Annotated in this window: 21 protein-coding genes and 1 tRNA gene; 13 read left to right on the forward strand and 9 right to left on the reverse strand. The window is 54.0% G+C overall.

Going from position 1 to position 22543, the window contains the following annotated elements; genetic code table 11:
* Window positions 1-30: 30 nt before the first annotated feature.
* From fghA to VIN76_RS12595, 4 genes are all read right to left on the reverse strand, one after another.
* Entirely contained in the window at window positions 31-858 is an 828-nt protein-coding gene (gene fghA / locus VIN76_RS12580; RefSeq protein ID WP_332042198.1) for an S-formylglutathione hydrolase, read from the reverse strand.
* A 12-nt stretch (window positions 859-870) separates the two neighbouring features.
* Entirely contained in the window at window positions 871-1251 is a 381-nt protein-coding gene (locus VIN76_RS12585; RefSeq protein WP_332042199.1) for a VOC family protein, read from the reverse strand.
* Between the two features lie 53 nt (window positions 1252-1304).
* On the reverse strand, window positions 1305-2414 hold the full coding sequence (locus tag VIN76_RS12590) for an S-(hydroxymethyl)glutathione dehydrogenase/class III alcohol dehydrogenase (RefSeq protein ID WP_332042200.1): 1110 nt from the start codon (window positions 2412-2414) through the stop codon (window positions 1305-1307).
* Window positions 2415-2526: 112 nt separating this feature from the next.
* Complete coding sequence (locus tag VIN76_RS12595) at window positions 2527-3018, reverse strand: DUF6456 domain-containing protein (protein WP_332042201.1); 492 nt, start codon at window positions 3016-3018, stop codon at window positions 2527-2529.
* A gap of 139 nt (window positions 3019-3157) precedes the next feature.
* Here VIN76_RS12595 and VIN76_RS12600 point away from each other — a divergent pair, with 139 nt between their 5' ends.
* On the forward strand, window positions 3158-3721 hold the full coding sequence (locus tag VIN76_RS12600; RefSeq protein WP_332042202.1) for a helix-turn-helix transcriptional regulator: 564 nt from the start codon (window positions 3158-3160) through the stop codon (window positions 3719-3721).
* A gap of 24 nt (window positions 3722-3745) precedes the next feature.
* Window positions 3746-4930 carry a glycosyltransferase gene (locus tag VIN76_RS12605; RefSeq protein ID WP_332042203.1) on the forward strand — a complete coding sequence of 395 codons (1185 nt, stop codon included), beginning with the start codon at window positions 3746-3748 and terminating at the stop codon, window positions 4928-4930.
* A 161-nt stretch (window positions 4931-5091) separates the two neighbouring features.
* Here the strand turns inward: VIN76_RS12605 and VIN76_RS12610 are convergent, their stop codons facing one another.
* Genes VIN76_RS12610 through yajC form a run of 4 tightly spaced genes read right to left on the reverse strand, consistent with a single transcriptional unit; the run spans window position 5092 to window position 8442 of the window.
* The gene (locus VIN76_RS12610; protein ID WP_332042204.1) at window positions 5092-5472 is read right to left on the reverse strand and encodes an MTH938/NDUFAF3 family protein; all 381 of its coding nucleotides are present in this window, start codon (window positions 5470-5472) and stop codon (window positions 5092-5094) included.
* Between the two features lie 13 nt (window positions 5473-5485).
* Window positions 5486-6469 carry a protein translocase subunit SecF gene (gene secF / locus VIN76_RS12615; RefSeq protein WP_332042205.1) on the reverse strand — a complete coding sequence of 328 codons (984 nt, stop codon included), beginning with the start codon at window positions 6467-6469 and terminating at the stop codon, window positions 5486-5488.
* Between the two features lie 12 nt (window positions 6470-6481).
* Complete coding sequence (secD, locus tag VIN76_RS12620; RefSeq protein ID WP_332042206.1) at window positions 6482-8083, reverse strand: protein translocase subunit SecD; 1602 nt, start codon at window positions 8081-8083, stop codon at window positions 6482-6484.
* Between the two features lie 29 nt (window positions 8084-8112).
* Complete coding sequence (gene yajC / locus VIN76_RS12625; RefSeq protein ID WP_332042207.1) at window positions 8113-8442, reverse strand: preprotein translocase subunit YajC; 330 nt, start codon at window positions 8440-8442, stop codon at window positions 8113-8115.
* Window positions 8443-8785: 343 nt separating this feature from the next.
* Between yajC and VIN76_RS12630 the strand changes: the two genes are divergently transcribed.
* Window positions 8786-8862, forward strand: a tRNA-Pro gene (locus VIN76_RS12630).
* Between the two features lie 76 nt (window positions 8863-8938).
* On the opposite strand, the gene VIN76_RS12635 is transcribed toward VIN76_RS12630, so the two are convergent.
* On the reverse strand, window positions 8939-10474 hold the full coding sequence (locus VIN76_RS12635; RefSeq protein WP_332042208.1) for an acyl-CoA synthetase: 1536 nt from the start codon (window positions 10472-10474) through the stop codon (window positions 8939-8941).
* Window positions 10475-10602: 128 nt separating this feature from the next.
* Here VIN76_RS12635 and VIN76_RS12640 point away from each other — a divergent pair, with 128 nt between their 5' ends.
* The 10 genes from VIN76_RS12640 (at window position 10603) to VIN76_RS12685 (ending at window position 22527) form a co-directional block, all read left to right on the forward strand.
* A complete protein-coding gene (locus tag VIN76_RS12640) occupies window positions 10603-10911 on the forward strand; it encodes a hypothetical protein (RefSeq protein ID WP_332042209.1) in 309 nt (102 codons plus the stop codon).
* 5 nt (window positions 10912-10916) lie between these two features.
* Window positions 10917-12422: a class I adenylate-forming enzyme family protein gene (locus VIN76_RS12645; protein WP_332042210.1), complete on the forward strand. Its 1506-nt coding sequence runs from the start codon at window positions 10917-10919 to the stop codon at window positions 12420-12422.
* Window positions 12423-12450: 28 nt separating this feature from the next.
* A complete protein-coding gene (locus tag VIN76_RS12650; protein WP_332042211.1) occupies window positions 12451-13443 on the forward strand; it encodes an enoyl-CoA hydratase/isomerase family protein in 993 nt (330 codons plus the stop codon).
* Complete coding sequence (locus tag VIN76_RS12655) at window positions 13440-14408, forward strand: CoA transferase (protein ID WP_332042212.1); 969 nt, start codon at window positions 13440-13442, stop codon at window positions 14406-14408. The genes VIN76_RS12650 and VIN76_RS12655 overlap by 4 nt, the downstream gene beginning before the upstream one ends.
* On the forward strand, window positions 14405-15754 hold the full coding sequence (locus VIN76_RS12660; protein WP_332042213.1) for an amidohydrolase family protein: 1350 nt from the start codon (window positions 14405-14407) through the stop codon (window positions 15752-15754). The genes VIN76_RS12655 and VIN76_RS12660 overlap by 4 nt, the downstream gene beginning before the upstream one ends.
* A gap of 237 nt (window positions 15755-15991) precedes the next feature.
* Entirely contained in the window at window positions 15992-17305 is a 1314-nt protein-coding gene (locus VIN76_RS12665; protein ID WP_332042214.1) for an amidohydrolase family protein, read from the forward strand.
* A 76-nt stretch (window positions 17306-17381) separates the two neighbouring features.
* Window positions 17382-18659, forward strand: coding sequence for a cytochrome P450 (locus VIN76_RS12670; protein WP_332042215.1), 1278 nt, complete (start codon window positions 17382-17384; stop codon window positions 18657-18659).
* Between the two features lie 16 nt (window positions 18660-18675).
* Window positions 18676-20151 (forward strand): aldehyde dehydrogenase family protein, encoded by a 1476-nt coding sequence (locus VIN76_RS12675; protein WP_332042216.1) that lies wholly within the window; start codon window positions 18676-18678, stop codon window positions 20149-20151.
* 10 nt (window positions 20152-20161) lie between these two features.
* Window positions 20162-21400, forward strand: a complete 1239-nt coding sequence (locus VIN76_RS12680) for a CoA transferase (protein WP_332042217.1) — start codon at window positions 20162-20164, stop codon at window positions 21398-21400.
* Entirely contained in the window at window positions 21397-22527 is a 1131-nt protein-coding gene (locus tag VIN76_RS12685; protein ID WP_332042218.1) for a Gfo/Idh/MocA family oxidoreductase, read from the forward strand. Before VIN76_RS12680 ends, VIN76_RS12685 begins: the two co-directional genes overlap by 4 nt.
* Window positions 22528-22543: the final 16 nt, after the last annotated feature.

Below are 22543 nucleotides of genomic sequence, written 5' to 3' on the forward strand. Positions count from 1 at the left end.
ATATTAAAGCCGCTCCGCGTGACTGTCATATTAAAGCCGCTCCGCGTGCCAGTGCAAATGATCGCCCATGAAGGTCGAAATGGTAAAATAGCTATGATCATATCCTTCGCGCATATTGAGTGTGAGTGGAATAGCGGCGCGCTCGCAGGATTCCACTAGCAATTCTGGTTTAAGCTGCTCTTCAAGAAACTGGTCCGCTGTGCCCTGATCGATCAATATATCATCGACGCGTGCGCCGGCGTCTATCAGCGCGCAGGCATCATAGTCGCGCCATTTTGCCTGATCGCTGCCCAGATAGCCGCCCAGCGCCTTGTGCCCCCACGGGCAGTTCAATGGCGAGACTATAGGTGCAAAGGCCGATACGCTTTTGAACAGAGCGGGATTGCGTAGTGCAATGGTGAGTGCGCCATGACCGCCCATGCTGTGACCGAATATGCCCTGCCGCTCCATATCAGCCGGAAATTTCTGGGCAATAAGCGCGGGCAGTTCCCGCTCTATATAGCTACGCATACGGAAATTGGCCGCCCAGGGCTGCTCCGTCGCATCGACATAAAAGCCTGCACCCTGCCCCATATCATAGCTGTCATCATCGGGCACATCATCGCCGCGCGGACTGGTATCCGGGCAAATCACAATGATACCCAGCTCCGCCGCGAGACGGCGATATTCGCCTTTGTCCATCACATTGGCATGGGTACAGGTCAGGCCGGACAGATACCAGAGCACCGGCAGTTTTGTTCCCGCCGGATGCTCCGGAACAAAGACCGCAAAGGTCATATCTGCTCCAGTTTCGGCGGAGCTGTGGGAATAAACGCCCTGAACTCCGCCAAAAGCTTTATTGGTCGATAATATTTTCATTACTGTCAGGGATTAGCCTATCCAATGCAATGCGCAGAGTTTATTGCCCGACGGATCGCGCAAATAGGCAAGGTATAGCGAACCGGCCGCCCCTTCCCGAACACCTGGAGGGTCTTCAATGGAGGTGCCGCCGTTTTCCAGACCAGCCTTGTGCCACGCATCGGCCTGTTCCGGACTGGAAACAGAGAAACCCACTGTGCTGCCATTTCCGCAACTGGCCGGTTTACCGTCAATCGGTTTGCTGATCGCGAAGATGCCTGTTTTCTCTCTCCAGAAAACACGCCCCTTGTCGTCCATAGCACCGGGTGCGTATCCAAGCGCCCCAAGTGTTGCATCGTAAAATTTCCTGGATGCTTCAATATCATCCGCACCTAACATAATATGACTAAACATTATTCCGTTCTCCCAAATTATAAATTAAAAACCACTGCTTAAAAAACCACTGCCTAAAAAACCACAACGCTGCGGATGCTTTCCCCGGCGTGCATCAAATCAAAACCCTTGTTGATTTCTTCCAGCGAAAGCGTGTGCGTAATCATCGGGTCAATTTCAATCTTTCCGTTTACGTACCAATCGACAATTTTCGGCACATCCGTCCGCCCGCGTGCTCCGCCAAAGGCCGAACCTTTCCATACACGACCCGTGACCAGTTGAAATGGCCGGGTAGAAATTTCCTTGCCTGCTTCGGCAACGCCAATGATGATGCTTTCCCCCCAACCGCGGTGACAGGCTTCCAGCGCTTGGCGCATAGCGTCGGTGTTTCCGGTGCAATCAAAGGTATAATCCGCGCCGCCGTCGGTCAGGGCGACAAGATGTTCGACGATATCACCGTCTATCTGGGTCGGATTAACAAAATCGGTCATGCCGAATTTGCGGCCCCATTCCTCCTTGTCATTATTAATATCCACGCCGATAATCTTGTCCGCGCCAACCAGTCGTGCGCCCTGAATGACGTTCAGGCCGATACCGCCCAAGCCAAAAACAATGACATTGGAACCGGGTGTAACCTTGGCCGTGTTAGTCACTGCGCCAATGCCGGTGGTAACACCGCAGCCGATATAACAACTCTTGTCAAACGGCGCGTCGGTGCGGATTTTGGCGACCGCGATTTCCGGCAGAACAATGAAATTGGAGAAAGTGGAGCAACCCATATAGTGGTAAATTGGTTCGCCCTTGTAGGACATGCGCGTGGTGCCGTCGGGCATCAGTCCCTGCCCCTGCGTCGCACGGATCGCGGTGCACAGGTTGGTCTTTCCGGACAGGCAGCTTTTACACTGGCGACATTCCGGGGTGTAAAGCGGGATCACATGGTCGTCGGGGGCTACGGACGTTACGCCTGCGCCCACTTCACGGACAATCCCCGCCCCTTCATGGCCCAATACGCTGGGAAACTTGCCCTCGCTATCCAGCCCGTCCAACGTATAGGCGTCGGTATGACAGATGCCGGTCGCCATGATCTCGACCAGCACTTCACCAGCCTTGGGACCTTCCAGATCGAGTTCAACAATTTCCAATGGTTTCTTGGCTTCAAAAGCAACGGCAGCGCGGGTTTTCATGGGGATATGTCCTGATTAATGAATCTGTTAATAGATTAGCCGATCGCCGCATAGTATCAACCGGCTATCGGCTTTTGTCTATATATTCAGGTCAAATAATATGACCACTTATCTAGGACGGTATCCTGTAATAATCCGCCAGCCGGTCCAGCGCAATTTTGAGCACCAGCTTACCCGACCGCGCCGGCCAGCCAAGGTTTTTCTCCGCCGCAGGAACCCCCTCGCCCGCGCAGATTATCCGCCAGGCAATATCCGATAAATCACGGCCAAGATAAGTGATAGCATTGTCAAAACGCTGCTTGGCCGCGATCTGTATTTCGGTTGCATCAAGCATATCAGGGGCATGACGCCGCCCGCCACCGGGCGGCACCATGTTCCAGCTCATCGTCACGCTGGGGGCCAGATTGGCGCGTTCCCAATCGGCGCTCAGCTTTTCACCGCTGGCGAGTTGCCGGTCCGTCAAATGGCCGCGTGCATGGAGCCATCCTATCGGCGATTCCGAAAGGTTCACGCTTACACTGCGCGCCGGTCGTTTCCTTGCCTTGGTTTTTCTCCGAGCACTGGCGTTTTCGGCATAATCTTGCGGGACAGGCCGTTCAGCCATGATACGCGGATCTTTAAAATCAGTCGATTTTTTTGAAGATAAATCCATTTCAATCCTCTGCTATTTCTTTGATGGACTTCTTCCTTGCCATTTGGAACAATATGTAGGAAAGAAGAAACCATATAGGTTGGAGAAGAATATGATTAACCGCATCAGGGAAGTGCGTAAGGCCAAAGGTTTCACGCTGGATGATGTTGCCGGTCGCTGCAATCCACCGACCACGGCACAAACTATCGGACGGCTGGAAACCGGGACGCGCACATTGTCGCTGGACTGGCTCAACCGGATTGCCGGGGCTCTGGGCGTGGATAGCGCGCAATTGCTTGCCCTGCCGGATCAGGATGAATTGCCGGTGGCTGCGATACTCGACCATAAGGGCGCACACGCGCTTAAAAAAACCGAAACGCTTTCCCAGCCGTCGATTGAGGCGGATATGGTTGCTTTGCGCGTAAAGAGCAGCGTTGGCGATTATCGTGCGGGCGATCAGGTCTGGCTATCTCGCCGCACGCCGGGTCAATATGCCGCGGCCCTGAACCGCGATGTTCTGGTCCCGCGTCCAGCGGGGCGGTTTTTGTTCGGCCGTCTGATCGGGCGAGAAAATGGCCAGATACAGCTATTGCCACTGGAAAGCGGGGCGCGGCAACAGATTGTGAAAGATCCGGAATGGATTGGTGTTGCCGTGCAGTTGGTAAGAGCACTTTAAAGGATTTGCGTTAAGGCCAAGCCCATGGCCCGCCCACTAAACATTTTAACGCTGTCGACCCTGTTCCCGAATGCGGCATCGCCCAATTTTGGCATATTTGTCGAGCGGCAGACGGCGGAACTGGCGAGCAGACCGGAAATGGATGTGACCGTGATCAATCCGGTCGGCATCCCGCCGCCTTTGCTCAGGAATCTGGCCCCCTACCGCTCTCTCACCGCCCTGCCGGATCATGAAGAGTGGAACGGGCTAGACGTTTATCGCCCCCGCTTTGCCCTGATCCCCAAATTTGGCGGAGCGCAAAACCCTGAGCGGATTGCGCGCGCCATAATGCCGCTGGTTCGCAAACTGCATGAAAATAAGCCGTTTGATCTGATTGATGCAGAGTTTTTCTATCCCGATGGTCCTGCCGCGATGCGGATATCGGATGCTCTAAACATCCCCTTCACCATCAAGGCGCGCGGTTCGGACATCCATCACTGGGGCAGCGATCCCAAATGCCTTCCCCAGATATTATCCGCAGCCGAAAAGGCCGCAGCTCTTTTGGCTGTATCCGCTGCATTGAAACAGGATATGCGCGAACTCGGGATAGATGGCGACAAGATCACCGTCCATTATACCGGCCTGGACCAGGACAAGTTCAGGCCGGTTGACCGCGCATCGGTAAAGCGGGAACTGGGCATAGATGGCCCTTTGTTCATAAGCGTCGGTGCGCTGATAAAGCGTAAGAATCAGGCTCTGGTCATGGAAGCCTTGGCATCACTTCCCAACGGGATATTAATGCTTGCCGGAATCGGTGAGGAAGAAAAAACATATCGCGCCAAGGCAAAGGCTTTGGGTATAGAAAACCGCGTCCGGTTTCTTGGAAATGTGCGGCATAATGCATTGCCGAGGCTCGTCGCCGCCGCGGATATTGCTATACTGCCATCCCGTTCCGAAGGACTTGCCAACGCCTGGGTAGAGGCGCTGTCATGCGGCACGCCCATCATCATTAGCGACGCTGGCGGTGCGCGGGAACTAGTCCGATCCGATACGACCGGACAGATAGTGGAGCAGGACAGCGCGGCCATTGCACAAGCCATTAAAGTGGTCATGGCCCATCCACCAGCGCAAGATGATGTGCGAGAGGCCGTGCGGGGCTTTAGCTGGAAAACCAACGGCGATGCGCTGGTGACACTATTCACGGATATGGTGCAACGTGAATTAGCCTAGTATTTATCCACGTTCGTTGGAATCCGTTAGTGCTGAGCTTGTCGAAGCACGTTGCTCAACACAAGCACAGGATAAATCACATAGACGCCCTTCGACATGCTCAGGACTGACGGAAGATTAACTTAACCGGCGGAGATAGACGTTGAACCGGCCCCGGCCTTTTAGCCTAGCGGCATAAACGCGCCGATAATCCAGCGCTCCTCCGCCCGCAAGACACCCCATGCGCGGGCCGCGGCGCGGCTATCCATGACCTCGATACCGATATTGGCCGCTTCAATAGCGCGGCGGAACTCGGCGGGTGGCTGCTCCATTTTCGCCCCGCTTCCAAACAGCAGGAATTCGGGCGCTGGCGACAAATTCAATGCCGCCAATATATCCGCCAGATTCAACTTATCCCGACCAGGCGCATCCCATGACATCGCCTGTTCCGGCGATATGAGCAAACCTCCGTCAAAGCGCTGCTCACCAATCTTATATCCATTGGCGGTAAAGCCGGTGATGACAGGCCCTTCAAAATCAATGTCGCGTCTAAGTTCTACCACCGCATTTCAACTATCAGCCGACCTCTTCGGGTCCGCCAACCCTTTCAGCTTTCTTGTCTGCTCTATCCGCAGGCACAAAACTGTCGGGACCCACTTTCAGCCACACCAGAATCGGCCCAGCCATAAATACAGTTGAATAGGTGCCAACGACCACACCAAGGGTCATCGCCGCTGCGAAACCGAAGATCGTATCCGGTCCCCATATCAGCAAGGCCGACAGCGCGATTATCGTGGTCATGCTCGTCATAACCGTTCGGGCCAGCGTTTCGTTGATCGACAGATCAAGCAAGGGAATGATTTCCATTTTGCGATATTTCATCAGGTTTTCCCTGATCCGGTCATAAGTCACAATCGTATCGTTCAGCGAATAGCCGATAATCGTAAGCAAAGCCGCCACGATATTAAGGTCAAATTCCAGCTGCGTCAGGGCAAAAAAACCAAAGGTCATCGCGATATCGTGAAACAGGGCAAATAATGCGCCCACACCAAATTGCCACTCGAACCGGATCCAGATATAAAGCGCGATGGCGACCATTGCCCCGACCAGCGACCAGATACCTTTTGACATCAATTCTGCTGACACCTTGCCAGAAACTGAATCCACCCCGTCAATGCGAACACCCGGGTAAGTTTCCTGCATCATGCCGGTAATTTCACTAGCCATTTGATTGGCCAGATCCGGTGTCTCACTGGCGCCATCCGGCAACTTCATTCGGATAGATACTTCATTGGCTTCACCAAAGCGCTGGATAATCGGATCGCCATAGCCAAGGTCCGACACCTTTTCCCGCAAGTCAGAAATCGGGGCTTCAGCGGACTGGGTAAATGTTGTGCGGATCATCTGGCCGCCAACAAAATCAACGCCAAAGTTCAACCCGCGCTGGGCCACCAGCACCATCGAACCAATGGTCAACAATATGCTGATCGCAATCGCGATATTCCGCCATTTCAAAAACCTGATATTGGTCGTGTCGGGAACGAGTTTGAGAAGTTTCATTATCATTCCCTCCTATAATGCCAGCGCTTTTGGACGTGCGCGGCGCAACCAAAGTGCAACAAACATCCGCGTCACCACAAGGGCAGTAAACACCGATGTGATAAGCCCGATAATAAGGACCACGGCAAAGCCGCGGACCGGTCCAGAACCGAAAATAAACAAAAGCAAGCCAGCGATAACAGTGGTGATATTCGCATCAAAAATCGCTCTGGAGGCTTCTTTATAGCCCACTTCGACGGCCTGAAGCACACGTCTGCCGCGCCTGCTTTCCTCTCTTATCCGCTCATTAATCAGAACATTGGCATCAACCGCCGTCCCCACTGTCAGTATGAAACCGGCTATACCCGGCAAGGTTAAGGTCGCATTGAACATCGCCATGATCCCCAGGATCAGGAAAATATTCAGCGTAAGCGCAATGTTCGCATAAACACCAAAGCGGCCATAGGTCACGACCATCAAGGTCAGGACAGCCGCGCTGCCGATAATCGCTGCAATGATGCTTTTGCGAATGGAATCGGCACCCAGATCAGGCCCAACGGTGCGTTCTTCAACCACCTGCAATTCCACAGGCAAAGCACCGGAGCGTAAAGCGATGGCAAGCTGGTTAGCACCTTCGACGGTAAAGTTACCGGAAATCTGGGCAGAACCGCCCAGAATAGGTTCGTTGATATTAGGCGCGGAAAGGACCACTCCGTCCAATATGATCGCAAAGGGTCGGCCGACATTATTCTGGGTCAGCCGGGCAAATCTTGCTCCGCCTTCGGTATCAAAAGTGATGTTTACGACAGGAGCATTGGTTTGGGGATCAAAACCCTGCCCCGCATCGGTCAGCTTGTCACCCGAAATGCCGCCCAGACGCTTAACCGCAATATTCGGCAGGCCGGATGGATTATCGGGATAGGGGAATAACTGGCTACCAACGGGAGGACGCCCTTCGGCTACAGCCTGCGGATCGGCTTCATAATCGACGAGCTTGAACTCCAGCTTCGCGGTCTTGCCAAGCAGCTCTTTCAAGGCTTCGGGATCTTCAAGACCGGGCACCTGCACAACGATCCGGTTGTCACCCTGACGGATAATCGTTGGTTCGCGTGTGCCCATTTCGTCAATCCGCCGCCGGATAACGTCGGTCGCGGCGTCCATCGCATTATCAACCGCTGTTTCAAGCCCGGCATCGGTCGGGGACAGGACAATGCGCGTGTCGTCACGCACCTCGATATTCCAGTCCCTCTGGCCGGTTAACCCTGCGCCTGTCGTCAATGGTACCAGAACTTCGCGCGCGGCATCCACCTGTGTCGAATCGCGGACCATGAAAGAAAGAACGCCATCCTTGCGGGAAATATCGCCAATATTGATTCGTGGATCGGCCCGGCGCATTTCTGCACGCACGGCTTCTTCCATCGTCTGTAGCCGCGTAGTCGCCACTTCTGCGGGATCGGCCTCCAAAAGAATGTGGCTGCCCCCCGAAAGATCGAGACCCAGATTTACCGTCTCATCCGGTAAAAAGGACGGCCATTTTCCGCTCTCACCCATGAACAGGCTGGGAAGTGACAGCAACACGCCAAAAGCCAATATCAACGAAATGGAAATGACTTTCCAGCGCGGGAAATCTAGCATCTTAAAATCATCCGTTACCTAGAGCAGGCTTAATCATTGGCCGGGGTGCCGCTGCTGCGCGACATAACGTCAGACAAAGTCGCCTTAACAGCCTTCACCCGAATACCTTTGGCAATTTCGACTTCGACATATTCATCATCGACTTTCATCACTTTGCCGACCAGACCGCCGCCGGTCACAACATCGTCATTTTTCTGAACAGCCGCAATTTTGCCCTGATGCTCTTTCATCTTCTTTTGCTGCGGACGGATCAGCAGGAAATAGAATACGGCAAAAATCAATACCAGCGGCATGATCGAAATCAGAAATCCGCCTGCCCCACCGGAAGCGGCCTGCGCCGTGATTAGAAGTGAACTCATCTCAATACCCTCAATAAAACAGCCAGATCACCGGATCGGTTGGCCGCAGTTGTAAACCGCCATTATCACTGGCCCCCATTATCACGGGCCCAAAGACCCCGATCTTAATGCTGCCATAAATGCTGCGCGCCACTATCATGCACCCTGTTTTAACGCAACCTATTAGCAACTGGACCGGCTTGGGCCAAACGCTCTACAGAAAATGGGATCAATGCCACAAAGATCAAGCCGCCGCGAACATTCGCCTAAACAAAATAGGTGAAAAGCTTTACCCAAATCACTTGCCAAGGACACCGGACCACCATATATGCGCGGGCTTGGACGGCAATGCCGCTCCAACGGTCGGGACGTAGCGCAGCCTGGTAGCGCATCACACTGGGGGTGTGGGGGTCGTAGGTTCGAATCCTATCGTCCCGACCAATTTTCCTGATAAAATCCACCGGACCGTAATGGTTGCGAAGCTTTCATCAGGTCGTTTGTCAAAGATCAGGCAAAATCACGGCCAATAACGCTTGCGGATTTCCTGTTTGTAGAGCTTGCCGGTTTCATGCCGTGGGAGCGCTGGGTCAAAGTCGATCGAGCGCGGGCACTTAAGGTGGCTGAGATTATCCTGGCAGTATTCCATAAGCCGTGATGCGAGTTCCGGACCGGCTGCATCCCAGGATACGGGCTGGATCACTGCCTTCACTTCCTCGCCCATTTCGGGATGGGGAATACCGATCACTGCCGCATCGGCAACTTCCGGGTGCAGGAGCAACAGGTTTTCTGTTTCCTGGGGATAGATATTGACCCCGCCTGAAATGATCATGAAACTCTTGCGGTCGGTCAGATAGAGATAACCGTCTTCATCGACATGACCGATGTCGCCAAGAGTGCTCCAGCCTGAGTGTTCCGGGTGACGGGCGTCACGAGTCTTTTTGGCATCGTTCAAATATTGAAAATCCCAACCACCTTCAAAATAGACCAGACCGTCCTCCCCGGCTGGCAGTTCACTTCCATCCTCGTCACATATATGCAGCGTCCCCCAATCGGCGCGGCCAACCGAACCCGGCTTTTCTAGCCACTCCTCCGGAGTGATAAAGGTTGCGCCATTACCTTCTGATCCGCCATAATATTCATATATGATCGGGCCGAGCCATTCTATCATTTGCCGTTTCACTTCCACCGGGCACGGCGCGGCGGCATGGACAATCTTCTCAAGCGACGACAGATCGTAACTTTCCCGCACTTTTTTGGGCAAGGCAAGCAAGCGAATGAACATGGTCGGCACCATCTGCATGAAAGTAATGCGATATTGCTCGATCAGGCGAAGCGCGCCCTCGGCATCAAATTTGTTCATGATGACAAGCGTTGCCCCCAGACGAAGCGCCGCCATGCCATATGCCAGCGGCGCAGTGTGATAGAGCGGTGCAGGACAAAGCATCGCACTTCCTTCTCCCACTGCGTAACGCTCTGAAATCCGTTGGACCAGCATATGCGGCTCGTCGGCTGGACCGCCCGTCAAAGGGAGGCGGATTCCTTTTGGACGGCCGGTCGTTCCCGATGAATAGACCATGTGAAAACCAGCCGTTTCATCGACTATCGGCTGTACTGGTTGCTCCGCCAGAGCGGCTTTCCATGACAAGGCGCCGTCCAGTCCGGTTCCGATATCAAAAATTTGCATAATACTTGGGGCAAGGGATGCGCGGTCATCCAGCAGCGTTTGGGCCGCAGGGAAATCGGCATGAGTGATAAGCAGCTTTGAAGCGCTATCGTTTAGTATATAGGCCGCTTCATCGGCTGTAAGCTGTGTCGAGACAGGGCAAATATAAAGTCCCGCCCTTTGCGCGGCAAAATATATCTGGAAATATTCCAGACAATTTTTCAACCAGATTGCGATTGTGTCCCCCGCCTCTATACCAAGCGCGCGGAAAACATGGGCCCCTTTATTGGCAATGCCTTCAAGTTCGCCATAGCTGGTTGCTGTTCCATCCGTTGCCATTATGATAGCGGGCCGATCCGGAGCCGTGCGAGCAAATTTCCTTGGATACATAAAAAGCCTCTCCTGATGATATTCAGTTATATAACTACGTTTACTTTCTATGTCGAATATCTTATTGGTGGACGAAATAGCGGCGGTGGTATCAAAGACTGAACCACTTTAGGAAAGGAAATGCATAGATGAACCTTAAGCCAGGATCGCGCTGGAAGAGCGCAGTGTGCGATTCGCAAATAGTCGTGGTCAGACCCCCGAAAGCTGAAGGCGAGTTGCAATGTGGCGGCGCTAATGTGTTGCCTCTTGATGATCCGGCCAAGCCAACCGGTGATATAAATCCTGACTTCGCGGAGGGTGTTTTAATTGGCAAACGCTATGTAGATGAAGAAAGCGGCCTGGAAGTTCTGGGCGCAAAGGCTGGCAAAGGGTCGCTCGCCTTCAATGGCGTGCCAATGACGATTAAAGGCGCAAAGCCTCTACCTGCATCGGACTGACGACCATGCAAACGCCTCTATTACTTGAAATTGCTGCCGATGCTTGCCCGGACCGACTTGCCTTGGGCGGAAAAGATGGCGGCTATGATTTCGAATCATATCGCGCACGCGCCAGCCAGGTTGCCGCCTGGTTAACCGGCAAAGGCAAAGTAAATACCGGCTTTCTGGGCATGAATGGCAACGTTTTGCCTGTGCTGTTGTTTGCAAGCGGAATGGCAGGAACCTCATTTATACCGCTTAATTATCGTTTGGTGGATGCAGACTTGAACAAGCTGGTCGCAAGGACAGCCCCCTGCACAATCATTGTCGATGATGATATGATCCAGCGTATAAATCACGCTGATGGTGTCGAATTGATTGCCCGAAGCGAATTCGAAGCCATGTTCATGTCGGGGAGCGCGCCTGAAAAAATCGACCTACCAGAGGCGGACAACGATATTGCGGTGCTACTCTTTACCAGTGGTACAACAGGTGAACCCAAGGCGGCAGTGCTGCGGCACGCCAATCTAACTTCCTATGTTATGTCAACGGTCGAATTTCTCGGAGCCGATGAAGAAGAAGCGGGACTTATCAGTGTTCCGCCCTATCACATTGCTGGCATCTCTGCGATCCTGACAGCCGCTTATGGCGGTCGGCGGATTGTCTATCTGCCTGCTTTCACGGCTGAAGACTGGGTCGCGACTGCGGCGGCTGAATCAATTACCCACGCTATGGTGGTACCGACAATGCTTGATCGCATTCTCGACATTTTGGATAAAACTGGCGAGAAATTGCCGTCACTTCGGGCGCTGTCTTATGGTGGCGGAAAAATGCCTGAACAAGTCATTACCCGGGCGCTGAAATTGTTGCCCCATGTCGACTTCGTCAATGCGTATGGCCTGACCGAAACCAGCTCTACAATTGCGCTCTTGGGCGCAGAAGATCACCGCGTCGCCTTTACTTCCAGCGACCCGGACATCCGGCGCCGCATAACGTCTGTAGGACAACCCCTGCCCACAATTGAGCTGGAGATCCGGCGAGAGGACGGAACAATTTGCGAACCGGGTGAGAAAGGCGAAATCTATGTTCGCGGCGATCAGGTATCGGGGGAATATCTGAACAAGAAAGTGACTACCGCTGACGGCTGGTTCCCGACCAATGACGCTGGATGGCTTGATGAAGGTGGATATTTGTTCGTGGACGGGCGGCTTGACGATGTGATCGTACGCGGCGGAGAAAATATTTCTCCGGGGGAAATAGAGGACATGTTACGCAGCTTCGACGATATTGCCGATTGTGCCGTTCTGGGTATCCCTTGTGATGAATGGGGTGAAAAAGTTGTCGCCGTTATCGTATCTCGCTCCGGTAAGCCCGACACGGATTCAATCTCGGTAGCTATGCGCGACAAACTGCGCTCAACCAAAACACCGGAACAATGGTTCCAGCGCGATGCGCTTCCCTATAATGAAACCGGGAAATTGCTGCGTCGTGTGCTAAAGGACGAACTGGCAAAGGAGACTAAAGACGCCTAAGTCTATCCTTATGCAAGGAACTGACTATTTGGGTGCCGACCGCTATTCCGCCTTGGGCGGGACGCCTGTGTTGGTTGTCGATGCGGCTGATTGGTACAGACCGGCCTCCGCCATTCAAGCAGTCATCATCGGTATTGACCGTGCGGGAGATTTACCGCCCGTTTCCGAGCATGAGTTTGATGTCTTATTGACCACAGCCAAAGCCGCTCCCATGCCGTGGGTATCAATCGACCCAGTGCAGTTTGATGGCGCAGTCCAATTGCTCACCGCTTCGGCAAATGCAAATCCGGTAGCGGCCACTATCGGGGCGCAAGTATTACGATTGGGATCCAGTCTAGCTCTGTCAGAGGCGATCAATGTCGAATCTCTGGCCTACTCCACGTTGCTGGGCGGAGAAGAATTCAAGCGCTGGTTGACCGCACACAAACGGGACAAGGGAAAATCTACGCCTGCAGCCCCTGCCCTTCCCGCCGATCTTGTCGTTGCCGATCGTGATCAGGATAAAATCACCCTGACGCTGAATGACCCCGATACTCGTAATGAAATGTCCGCGACCATGCGCGACGCATTATATGAAGCACTGGCCAACATTCTGGACGACCCGAGCAAACCGGACGTGACCATTAAAGGCGCAGGTAAATGTTTCTCGACCGGGGGATCATTGCCCGAGTTTGGAACCGCACAAGACCTTGCCCAGGCGCATGTTGCACGCAGCCTGCATAGCTGCGCCATTGCACTGGATGCCCTTGGCAATCAGGCAACAGTAATCCTGCGCGGGGCGTGCGTCGGCTCAGGGATAGAAGTAGCGGCCGCTGCACATTACCGCATTGCTACCCCCGACGCGTGGTTCCGATTGCCCGAGCTACGCATGGGGCTAATCCCCGGAGCTGGCGGCACAGCGACGATGGCACGGGCAATCGGGCGACATCGCACGATGTGGATGATGTTATCAGCCAAGCGTATAGTTGCAGCCCAGGCGCTTGATTGGGGACTTGTCCACGCAATCGAAGAACAAGCGTGACGGCGCTACGCGAAGCTATTGCAGCGGCGGGGGACCGGCTGGTCAAAGCATCGCACGGTCAAATAAATTTTGACACGGAGCAAGCATTGGTGCGCGGCGATGAACTGGAGCTGGCTCCTCCCGGGTTGTGGTCACCGAACCGTCATTGTCGATTGATCCAGACCAAAGATGACTGGATAGCGGTTTCACTCGCCCGGCAAGATGATATTGATCTTTTGCCCGCCTGGATAGGCACCGAGTTTGACGCTGAACCCTGGGAAGCACTCATATCGGCGGCGGCCCAGAGGACAGCAAAGGACATGCTCGCTACTGCGATATATCTGCACTTACCCGTCGCCCTTGTCGGTGAAGCGGCTCCGCTTCATCCGCCTCGACTGAGCGCTGGCAATTCCAGGGCTTCAACCATATTGGACCTGTCAGCGCTGTGGGCCGGACCATATTGCGGCGGCCTTCTTGCAGAGGCTGGGCACAGGGTTATAAAGATAGAAAGTTCAGCCCGCCCTGATCCGACTGCGCAGCATACTCCCAAGCTCAACACGCGTCTTAATGGCAGGAAGGAACATCGGCGCATGAACCTGGGCACATCCGATTTGCTGGAAATGATCGACAGTGCGCGGGTGATAATCACATCGGCAAGACCGCATGCCCTGGCCCGGCTGGGACTGGATGAGAAGCAGGTTTTTGCCAGAAACCCCGGCTTGCTTTGGATAGCCATTACTGGCCATGGCTGGCGCGAAAGTGTGGCAATGCGCGTCGGGTTTGGTGATGATTGCGCCGCGGCGGGCGGGCTGCTGCGCTGGGATGAAGAAGACAGACCGCAGTTTATCGGCGATGCACTTGCGGACCCTTTAACAGGAATGGTGGCGGCGACACTGGCTCTTGAAGCATTGGATTCCGACGAAGCCGGGCTTCTTGACATCTCGCTCGCACGCACGGCGGCAACCTTTGCCAAGGCGATGGCATGAAAGCGGTATTTGACCTGATCATTCGCAATGCCTACAATGCGGAAGGTGCGCCCATTTCGGTTGGTATCCGTGACGGATTGATTGCGGCTATCGGGAAGGCCATAGAAGGCTCTGGCACTGAATATGATGCACGCGGACAAACTCTCGGTCCGGGGCTGCATGACCATCATTGCCACTTGCTTGCGACCGCAGCGCGGATGGAGTCAGTGGACCTTACCGATTGCCACACCGAAAATGATGCAATAGCGCGGCTGCACGCTCGCACCGATAGCAGCGCACCGGATAAATGGGTGCGAGCTTTTGGTTATGACGAACGGGTTGCCGGCTTACCAGACCGTGATCTGCTCGACAAATGGTTGCCGGAACATCCCTTGCGGATGCAGGATCGCACCGGGGCCTATTGGCTTTTAAACAGTGCCGGTATCGCCAGATTGGGCACGGAGCCCCTGCCTCCATGTGTCGAGCGGGATGCGAACGAGCGACCGACAGGCCGTATCTGGCGCGGCGACTCATGGTTGCGCGAGCGTATAGGCGGATCGCCCCCTTCTCTGGTCAAACTCGGTAAACAACTGGCGCGGTGGGGCGTGACCGGTGTGACCGATGCCAGCGCATCAAACGGAAACGCCGAGGCGAAACTGCTCGTCGGATCTATTCCGCAGCGCATGGTTATCATGGGAACCGAGGACCTGTGCGATGGTGATTACTATAGCGTAGGGCCAGTCAAATTGCTGCTCGATGAAAATGATTTGCCGCCAATTGACCGGATAATGGAACGCATTTTCACTGCACGAAAGTTAAACCGTAATGTAGCCGCCCATTGTGCAACTTTGGGCGAGCTGCTCTTTTATCTAGAGGCACTGCGACAATCAGGCGGAGCCCGCGCAGGCGACCGGATTGAGCATGGCAGTGTCATACCAGAAAGCCTGATCGGTGACATTTCGTCCATGGGACTGATTGTGGTTACACAGCCCAATTTCATCCATGATCGCGGCGACCGCTACCGCTCACAAATTGAGGGGTTTGAACTGGATGACCTCTACCGGCTGGGCTCTTTACTGCGCGGAGGCGTGCAAGTACTTGGCGGATCGGACGCCCCATATGGCGACGCCAATCCGTGGATTGCCTTGCGGGCCGCACTCGACCGCCGGACGCGCAATGGTGCAGTGATCGGTTTGGATGAAGTCATCAACCAAAGCGCAGCGCTGGCGCTCTATCAAAATCCGCAGCTAAAAATAGGAGATCGCGCGGATCTGATCCTCTATGACTGGCCCAGAGATACTGGCGCGCTAGGAGAAGTGGGCCTGACGCTGATCGGCGGTGATATTATCTGGCAGACGGAACGCTAATCACGCACCAATAGCATCGCGTCGGCAAGCGGCCCACCCCTCTGTTGAGGTTGCACAAACCTGCGGATTTCCTTTAACCTGATAGCGGTATTCTTTTCTGCAAACTTCTTCATGGGTGCCATCTCCAGTTCAGCTGTGGTTTTCCCACTTATATAACTAGGTCATAAACGAATAGTTGACACATCGTCAATTTTTGTGATGATGGCACCAACAAACAAATTTCATAGGAGAGTCGCGATGCAAATGGACGATATGGTCATAATCAGCGTGGACGATCATGCGATCGAACCGCCCGAGGCATTCATCCGCCATTACCCCGAAGGCAAGAAGGATCGGGCCCCGCGCATCGTCCACGAGGATGGCAAGGACATATGGCTATGGAATGGCCAACGTTTCCCTACCATCGGCCTCAATGCCGTGGTCGGACGGCCCCGCAGCGAATATGGCATGGAACCCAGCGAGTTCAGCCAGCTGCGTCCCGGCACATATGACCCGAAGCTGCGCGTCGACGACATGAATGCCAATGGTGTACTGGCCTCCCTCAATTTCCCTACCATGCCCAGCTTTGCCGGCGGTGTCTTCGTGGCCATGGCCCAGAAGGACCCCGAAGAAGCCTTGCTTGCCTGCCGCGCATGGAACGATTGGCATGTGAAAGAATGGTGTGCGTCCGCTCCTGGACGTTTCATCCCGATGTGCCTGATTCCGATGTGGAACATGGAGGACACGCTCGCAGAGCTGAAACGGATGAGCGATCTTGGCGTCCATGCAGTCAGTTTTTCCGATAATCCGGCGAATATCGGCCTGCCGAGCATCCACAATGAATATTGGGAGCCCTTCTGGAAAGCCTGCAGCGATTACAAAATGGTAATCAATTGCCATATCGGCACCGGTGCACAAGCGATGCACCCTTCGTCCGAAAGCCCTATTGACGCATGGATCACGGCGATGCCGATATCTATTGCCAATTCAGCGGCAGATTGGACTTTTGCGACATTCTGGAAGCGGTATCCCGACCTGCGAATGGCACTTTCCGAAGGTGGTATCGGGTGGATACCCTATTTCCTTGAGCGTGCAGATTTCACGCATGAACATCATCATGAGTGGACCTTCACCGATTTCGGTGGGGAGCGCCCTTCGGACCTGTTCAAACGACACGTCATCTGCTGTTTCATCGATGACCAGTTCGGGGTGAAAAATCTTGAATATATGAACGAGGATATGGTTGCCTATGAATGTGACTATCCTCACTCGGACACGGTGTGGCCCAATGTTCCCGAATATCTCTGGGCCTCGGTAAACAGCTTGCCGAAAGCAACAATCGACAAGATCACGCACCAGAATGTTATGCGCGAATATAGTTTCGATGCGTTCAAACTGAATGGCGGGCGTGAAAATTGCACCGTTGGCCATCTTCGCGAACTGGGCAAGGACGTGGATGTTAGCCCGCGCACCAATCTAGGCGGGCTGAAGACTGACAGTATGGATGCCATCGGTCAGGCGCGCCGGCCCATAACGTCTGGCGACATCCAACGCATGTTTGCGTCGGCCTAAGCTGTGTCGAGAGAGGGAGCGATGAACAGAATACAGATTTCACCGGAAAAGATTAGCCAGCGGCAAAGAGTCTCTTATGCTCAAAGCTGATCTCGCCCAGTTTCCTGTTGTGACAGATGCGAAGGACGCTCCACCCGTTCCCGATCACGTACCGCCCGAACTGGTGCTTGATACCCGTATCGCGGCTGGGATCGTAGCCAATGATCTCGCCGAGCCATATACCGTCGCAGATGCGGTGCGCGATCCCGAATTTCCGCGTATCCACTACTATCCCTGGCCGATTAGCGGTAACCGGCATGGTGCCTGGGTGGTTACGAGATATGAGGATATTCGCCGCGTCTATGAAGACAATGATCTGTTCTCTACCGAAGGCGTAGCCCAATTCCAGATGCTTGCGGGGGAGACTTTTCCCTCGATCCCTCTCGGTATCGATCTCCCGGATCATGGTCGCTATCGCAAGTTCCTGAACCCCTGGTTTACGCCAGTTGCGATGAACGAGAGAGAGCCGCGCATTCGCGAAATTATTGGCGGCATGATCGATGAATTTGCCGATAAGGGCGAAGTCGATATCGCTTATGATTTCGGCCGCGTATTTCCGGTTCGCGTTTTCCTTGATCTGATGGGTTTTCCCATGTCGATGTTTGAACAGTTTCTCGAGTGGGAATGGGGTATTCTGCACGATCCATCCATCGAAACAAAAGCAGAAGCCGTTCGTGGTATCCTTGCCTACCTTCGTGGTTTCATCGCTGAGAAGCAGGAAAATCCAGACGATACATTGGGCAGCTACATCGCAAACGGCTCAATTGATGGCAAGCCGCTCACAGCGGATGAAGTCATCGGGATGACCTGGTTTCTTTGGCTGGGTGGTCTTGATACCGTCGCGTCAACAGTCAGCCAGATGTTCCGCCGCCTTGCCATGTTCCCTGAACTGCAGGCGCAGATACGCAGCGATAAGAGCCTGATCAATTCAGCCGTCGAGGAATTTCTCCGCACCCAGCCGCTTGTCAATTCAGGGCGCAAAGTGAAACATGACTTTGAGTGGCATGGCGTGAAGATCAAGGCCGGTGACTGGGTTACTGTCTATAATACATCAGGAAATTTCGACGAAGCTCAATTCGCCTGTCCTCATCAATTTGATCCAGCAAGGCCTAATAACCGTCATTTTACGCTCGCAGGCGGGCTTCACCTATGCCTTGGAGCGCATCTCGCACGGCGCGAGCTTCGCGTGCTGCTAGATGAATGGTTTACCCGCATACCCCATGAATTCCGCATTAAAGAAGGCACTGACACGACTGTGGTTCCCAGCTTGTTGTCGATCCGCAACTTGCCGATCGTTTGGGAACAAAAGGCTTAGTGACAAGGATATAAATATGACATTCCTAAAACATTCCGACTCCATTTATGTGGGCGGAGAATGGCAGAAAACCGATAAGACTGAGGTTGTAATCAACCCCGCTGACGAAAGTATTTTGATTGAGGCACCTGTGGGAAGTGCCGATCAGGTCAATGCTGCAATCGGCACTGCACGGCACGCCTTTGATCATAGCGATTGGCCGCACTTGCCCGTTGCACAGCGTCAGGCAATATTGACCAGATTTCTTGACGCTCTTGATGCACGCAAAGACTCTATTGTTGATATGATTGTTGCAGAGGCAGGCGCGACACGCATGCTCGCCGAATTCCTGCAATATGGTATCCCGATGAAGCATGCACGGCGCACTGTTGAAGTTGCCTCTCGTCCTGCAATCAGTTCATTACCGGTTGAGCTGACGCCCAATATGCAAGGCACAACCACATTGGGCACAGGCGTTGTCAGCCGCGAACCTGTCGGCGTCGTTGCTGCAATCTCTCCCTATAATTTTCCTTTCTTCCTGAATATAGGCAAGGTTATTCCAGCATTGGCAGTCGGCTGTACGGTCGTGCTGAAACCATCACCCTATACGCCAATGGAAGCCCTGATTTTAGGCGAAATCGCTGATGAAGTCGGGCTACCCAAAGGGGTGCTCAGCATCGTAACAGGCGATGTAGAAACAGGAAAATTGCTGACGACAGACCCACGTGTCGACCTTGTCCATTTCACAGGCTCTGACAAAGTCGGTGCGATGATACAGGCGCAGGCCGCACCAACGCTGAAACGTATCGTCATGGAACTGGGCGGAAAATCTGCACTTATCGTCCGCGCCGATGCCGACATTCAGCAAGCTGCAGCAGCAGGGCTTATGGGCTTTACAACACATTGTGGGCAAGGCTGTGCGCTCACCACGCGCCATATCGTGCATAACAGTATCCGCCCGCAATTTGTTTCCGCAATGCAGACGATGCTCGCCCATCTCAAAATTGGCAATCCATCTGATCCTACGGTTAATTATGGTCCGCTGATCCGCGAAGTCGCACGCAAACGGACCGAGGAATATGTTACAATCGCACAGGATGAAGGAGCGACACTGGTTTCCGGCGGCAAGCGGCCGGAAGGTTTCGACAAGGGCTTTTTCTTTGAGCCCACATTGTTCGATAATGTGAAGAATGACAGCCGTCTGGCGCAGGAAGAAGTCTTTGGCCCCATAGGCGCGGTTATTGGCTTTGACGACGATGATGAGGCCATCGCATTGGCCAACGCCAGTGATTTCGGTCTATCCGGTGCGATTTATTCGGCGGATGCAGGGCAAGCCTATCGCATGGCTCTAAAAGTCCGGACAGGCGGAGTATCCATCAACGGCGGCGCAGGAACAATGCAGTCGGATGCCCCGTTCGGTGGGATCAAAAGGTCCGGTTATGGCCGCGAATATGGGGAAGATGGTCTGAACGAGTTCACATATCAGAAAGTCATCAGTTTCCACGCCGAATAGGAGAAGAAATATGACGAAAGTTATGGAAGGTATCCGCGTTCTGGAAGTAGCGCAATTCACCTTCGTACCAGCAGCAGGCGGAGTGATGACTGACTGGGGCGCAGATGTGATCAAGATCGAGCATCCCGTGCGCGGTGATGCCCAGCGCGGTATCCAAATGCTTCAGCGCCTCGCCGTCAATCCACAGCGATCGGCATTGATGCAACATCCAAATCGCGGCAAGCGTAGTGTGGGAATTGACATCTCGACCGAGGAGGGCCGGGAAGTCCTCTATGAAATCGCGAAAACAGCCGATGTATTTCTTACCAACTATCTGCCTTCCGCCCGGCAAAAACTGAAGATTGATCTTGAACATATCCGCGCCGCCAACCCAGATATCATATATGTTCGCGGAAGCGCTTTCGGGGACAAGGGACCTGAACGCGACAAGGGCGGCTTTGACTCTACGGCTTTCTGGGCACGTGGCGGATCGTCAATGATGGTTACCCCCAAAGAGCTTGATGGACCGCTGCTCCAGCCCGGTCCCGCTTATGGCGATACAATCGGAGGGATGAACATTGCCGGGGGAATAGCCGCTGCGCTTTTTCACCGTGAGCGCACCGGAGAGGCGACCGAGGTCGATGTCTCTTTGCTGTCCTCCGGGATATGGGCCACCGCTTGTTCCATCGATGTTGCGATGGAGATGCCAGATGATCCGGACCTTTTCAGGGCAGTCATGCCTGGATCGGGCTCCGGTAACGGCACCAACCCATTTATTGGCGCTTTCCGGACAGCCGATGATAAATTCATCAATCTCACTGTGCTCTCTCCGGGTCCGTATATTTCAGATGTGTTCACCCATCTTGATATTCCTGAAATGGCGAAAGACCCGCGATTTGCAACAGCTGAAGCGATTATGGAAAACACGCCTGCCGCGTTCGAAATTGTTCGTCAGGCAATTGCAGCAAAACCATATTCCTATTGGCTAGAGCGACTGAAAACGATGCGCGGGCAATGGTCGCCCTATCAGACTATTCAGGACGTGGGCAGTGATGAACAGGTTGCTGCAAACGAACTGATCTTCGAAGTGGAATCGGCAGATGGCGGCGCACCGATCAGGCTGGTGGCAAATCCAGTCCAGTTTAACCGGGCAGCAGTGGAAAATTCACGTGCGCCAGAGGCATCCGAACATACCGAGTTGTTCCTAATGGAACTAGGTCTTGATTGGGACCGGATTGAGGATCTTAAAAACAAGAAAGCTATCGCTTGACGGGTACAAGCAACATAGCGAAGCGCCATCTTCGCGTAGGGATTATCAGCGCGGCTTGGGGAGCCAAGGCCCACTTGCCGGCTTGGCGTAGCCTTGACGGAATAGAGGTCACTGCTATTTGCACCTCTCGGCCCGAAACGGCAGCGAAAGCAGCAAGTGATTTTGCCGTCGAACGAGCATTTCACGATTTTCGTGTAATGGCCGCTGATCCCGATATTGACATCATTGATTGCGGCACTCGTCCTCCACTGCGCTATGATATGGTTATGGCTGCGCTCGAAGCCGGCAAGCATGTCTATAATGGCATTCCCTTTGCCAAGGATCTCGCCGACGCGCAGGCCATGACACAGGCATGGCAAAAGGCGGGCACGGTTGCGGCTGTCGATGCCTTTATGCAAGCCGTGCCTGCTATTGTGCAGATGAAAGAGATGGTTGAGTCCGGATGGATTGGCGACATTTTCGGTGCCGATATTGCGTTTGAGGTTCCGCTATTTACTGCGCAGCAATGCAATGTTCCCGGCTATACTTGGTTTGCCGACCCCGCCAATGGTGCAAGCACGGTACGCAATCTTGGCAGCCATATGCTCAACGTGCTCGTTCATTTTTTTGGTCCCGTTGCGTCGGTTGCGTCAGACATGTCGTTGGCTCTTAAAGAATGGCCTGTTGATGGTGAGGTCCTCCGCCCCCAGGTTCCTGACAGGTCATCATTGCTGTTGCGGCACGCATCGGGCTTGCCGACACGGCTTGAAGCAAACTGGGCCAAGATTGGCGGCGATGGATTCCGATTTTCCATATGGGGGTCAAAGGGAAGGATTGAAGCCCGCGCACCGGTTTTTCCGATGGCACATGACACCTGGCTGTTTGGCACGCAAAACCCGGCACTGGGCTTGGCTGAAATAGAGGAAATTACCCTACAGCCCGAATATCTAGTGGTTCCCGGCTGTCATGCAGTAGCTGACCAGCCCGAAACCGGCTTATTCGCTCTTGCCTCTATCTTTGCCTCAATGCGTGATGCCATCAACGGTAAAGGCAAAGCGGCACCCGATTTTACGCAGGCGCTGCATGTCCACTCGGTAGTCGAAGCCGCCGTTCAGGCAGCAGCCGAGCACCGCTGGGTGGACCTTTAGCATTTCAGCCAGCGCG

The organism is Parasphingorhabdus sp., assembly GCF_036568145.1.
Classification (GTDB): domain Bacteria; phylum Pseudomonadota; class Alphaproteobacteria; order Sphingomonadales; family Sphingomonadaceae; genus Parasphingorhabdus.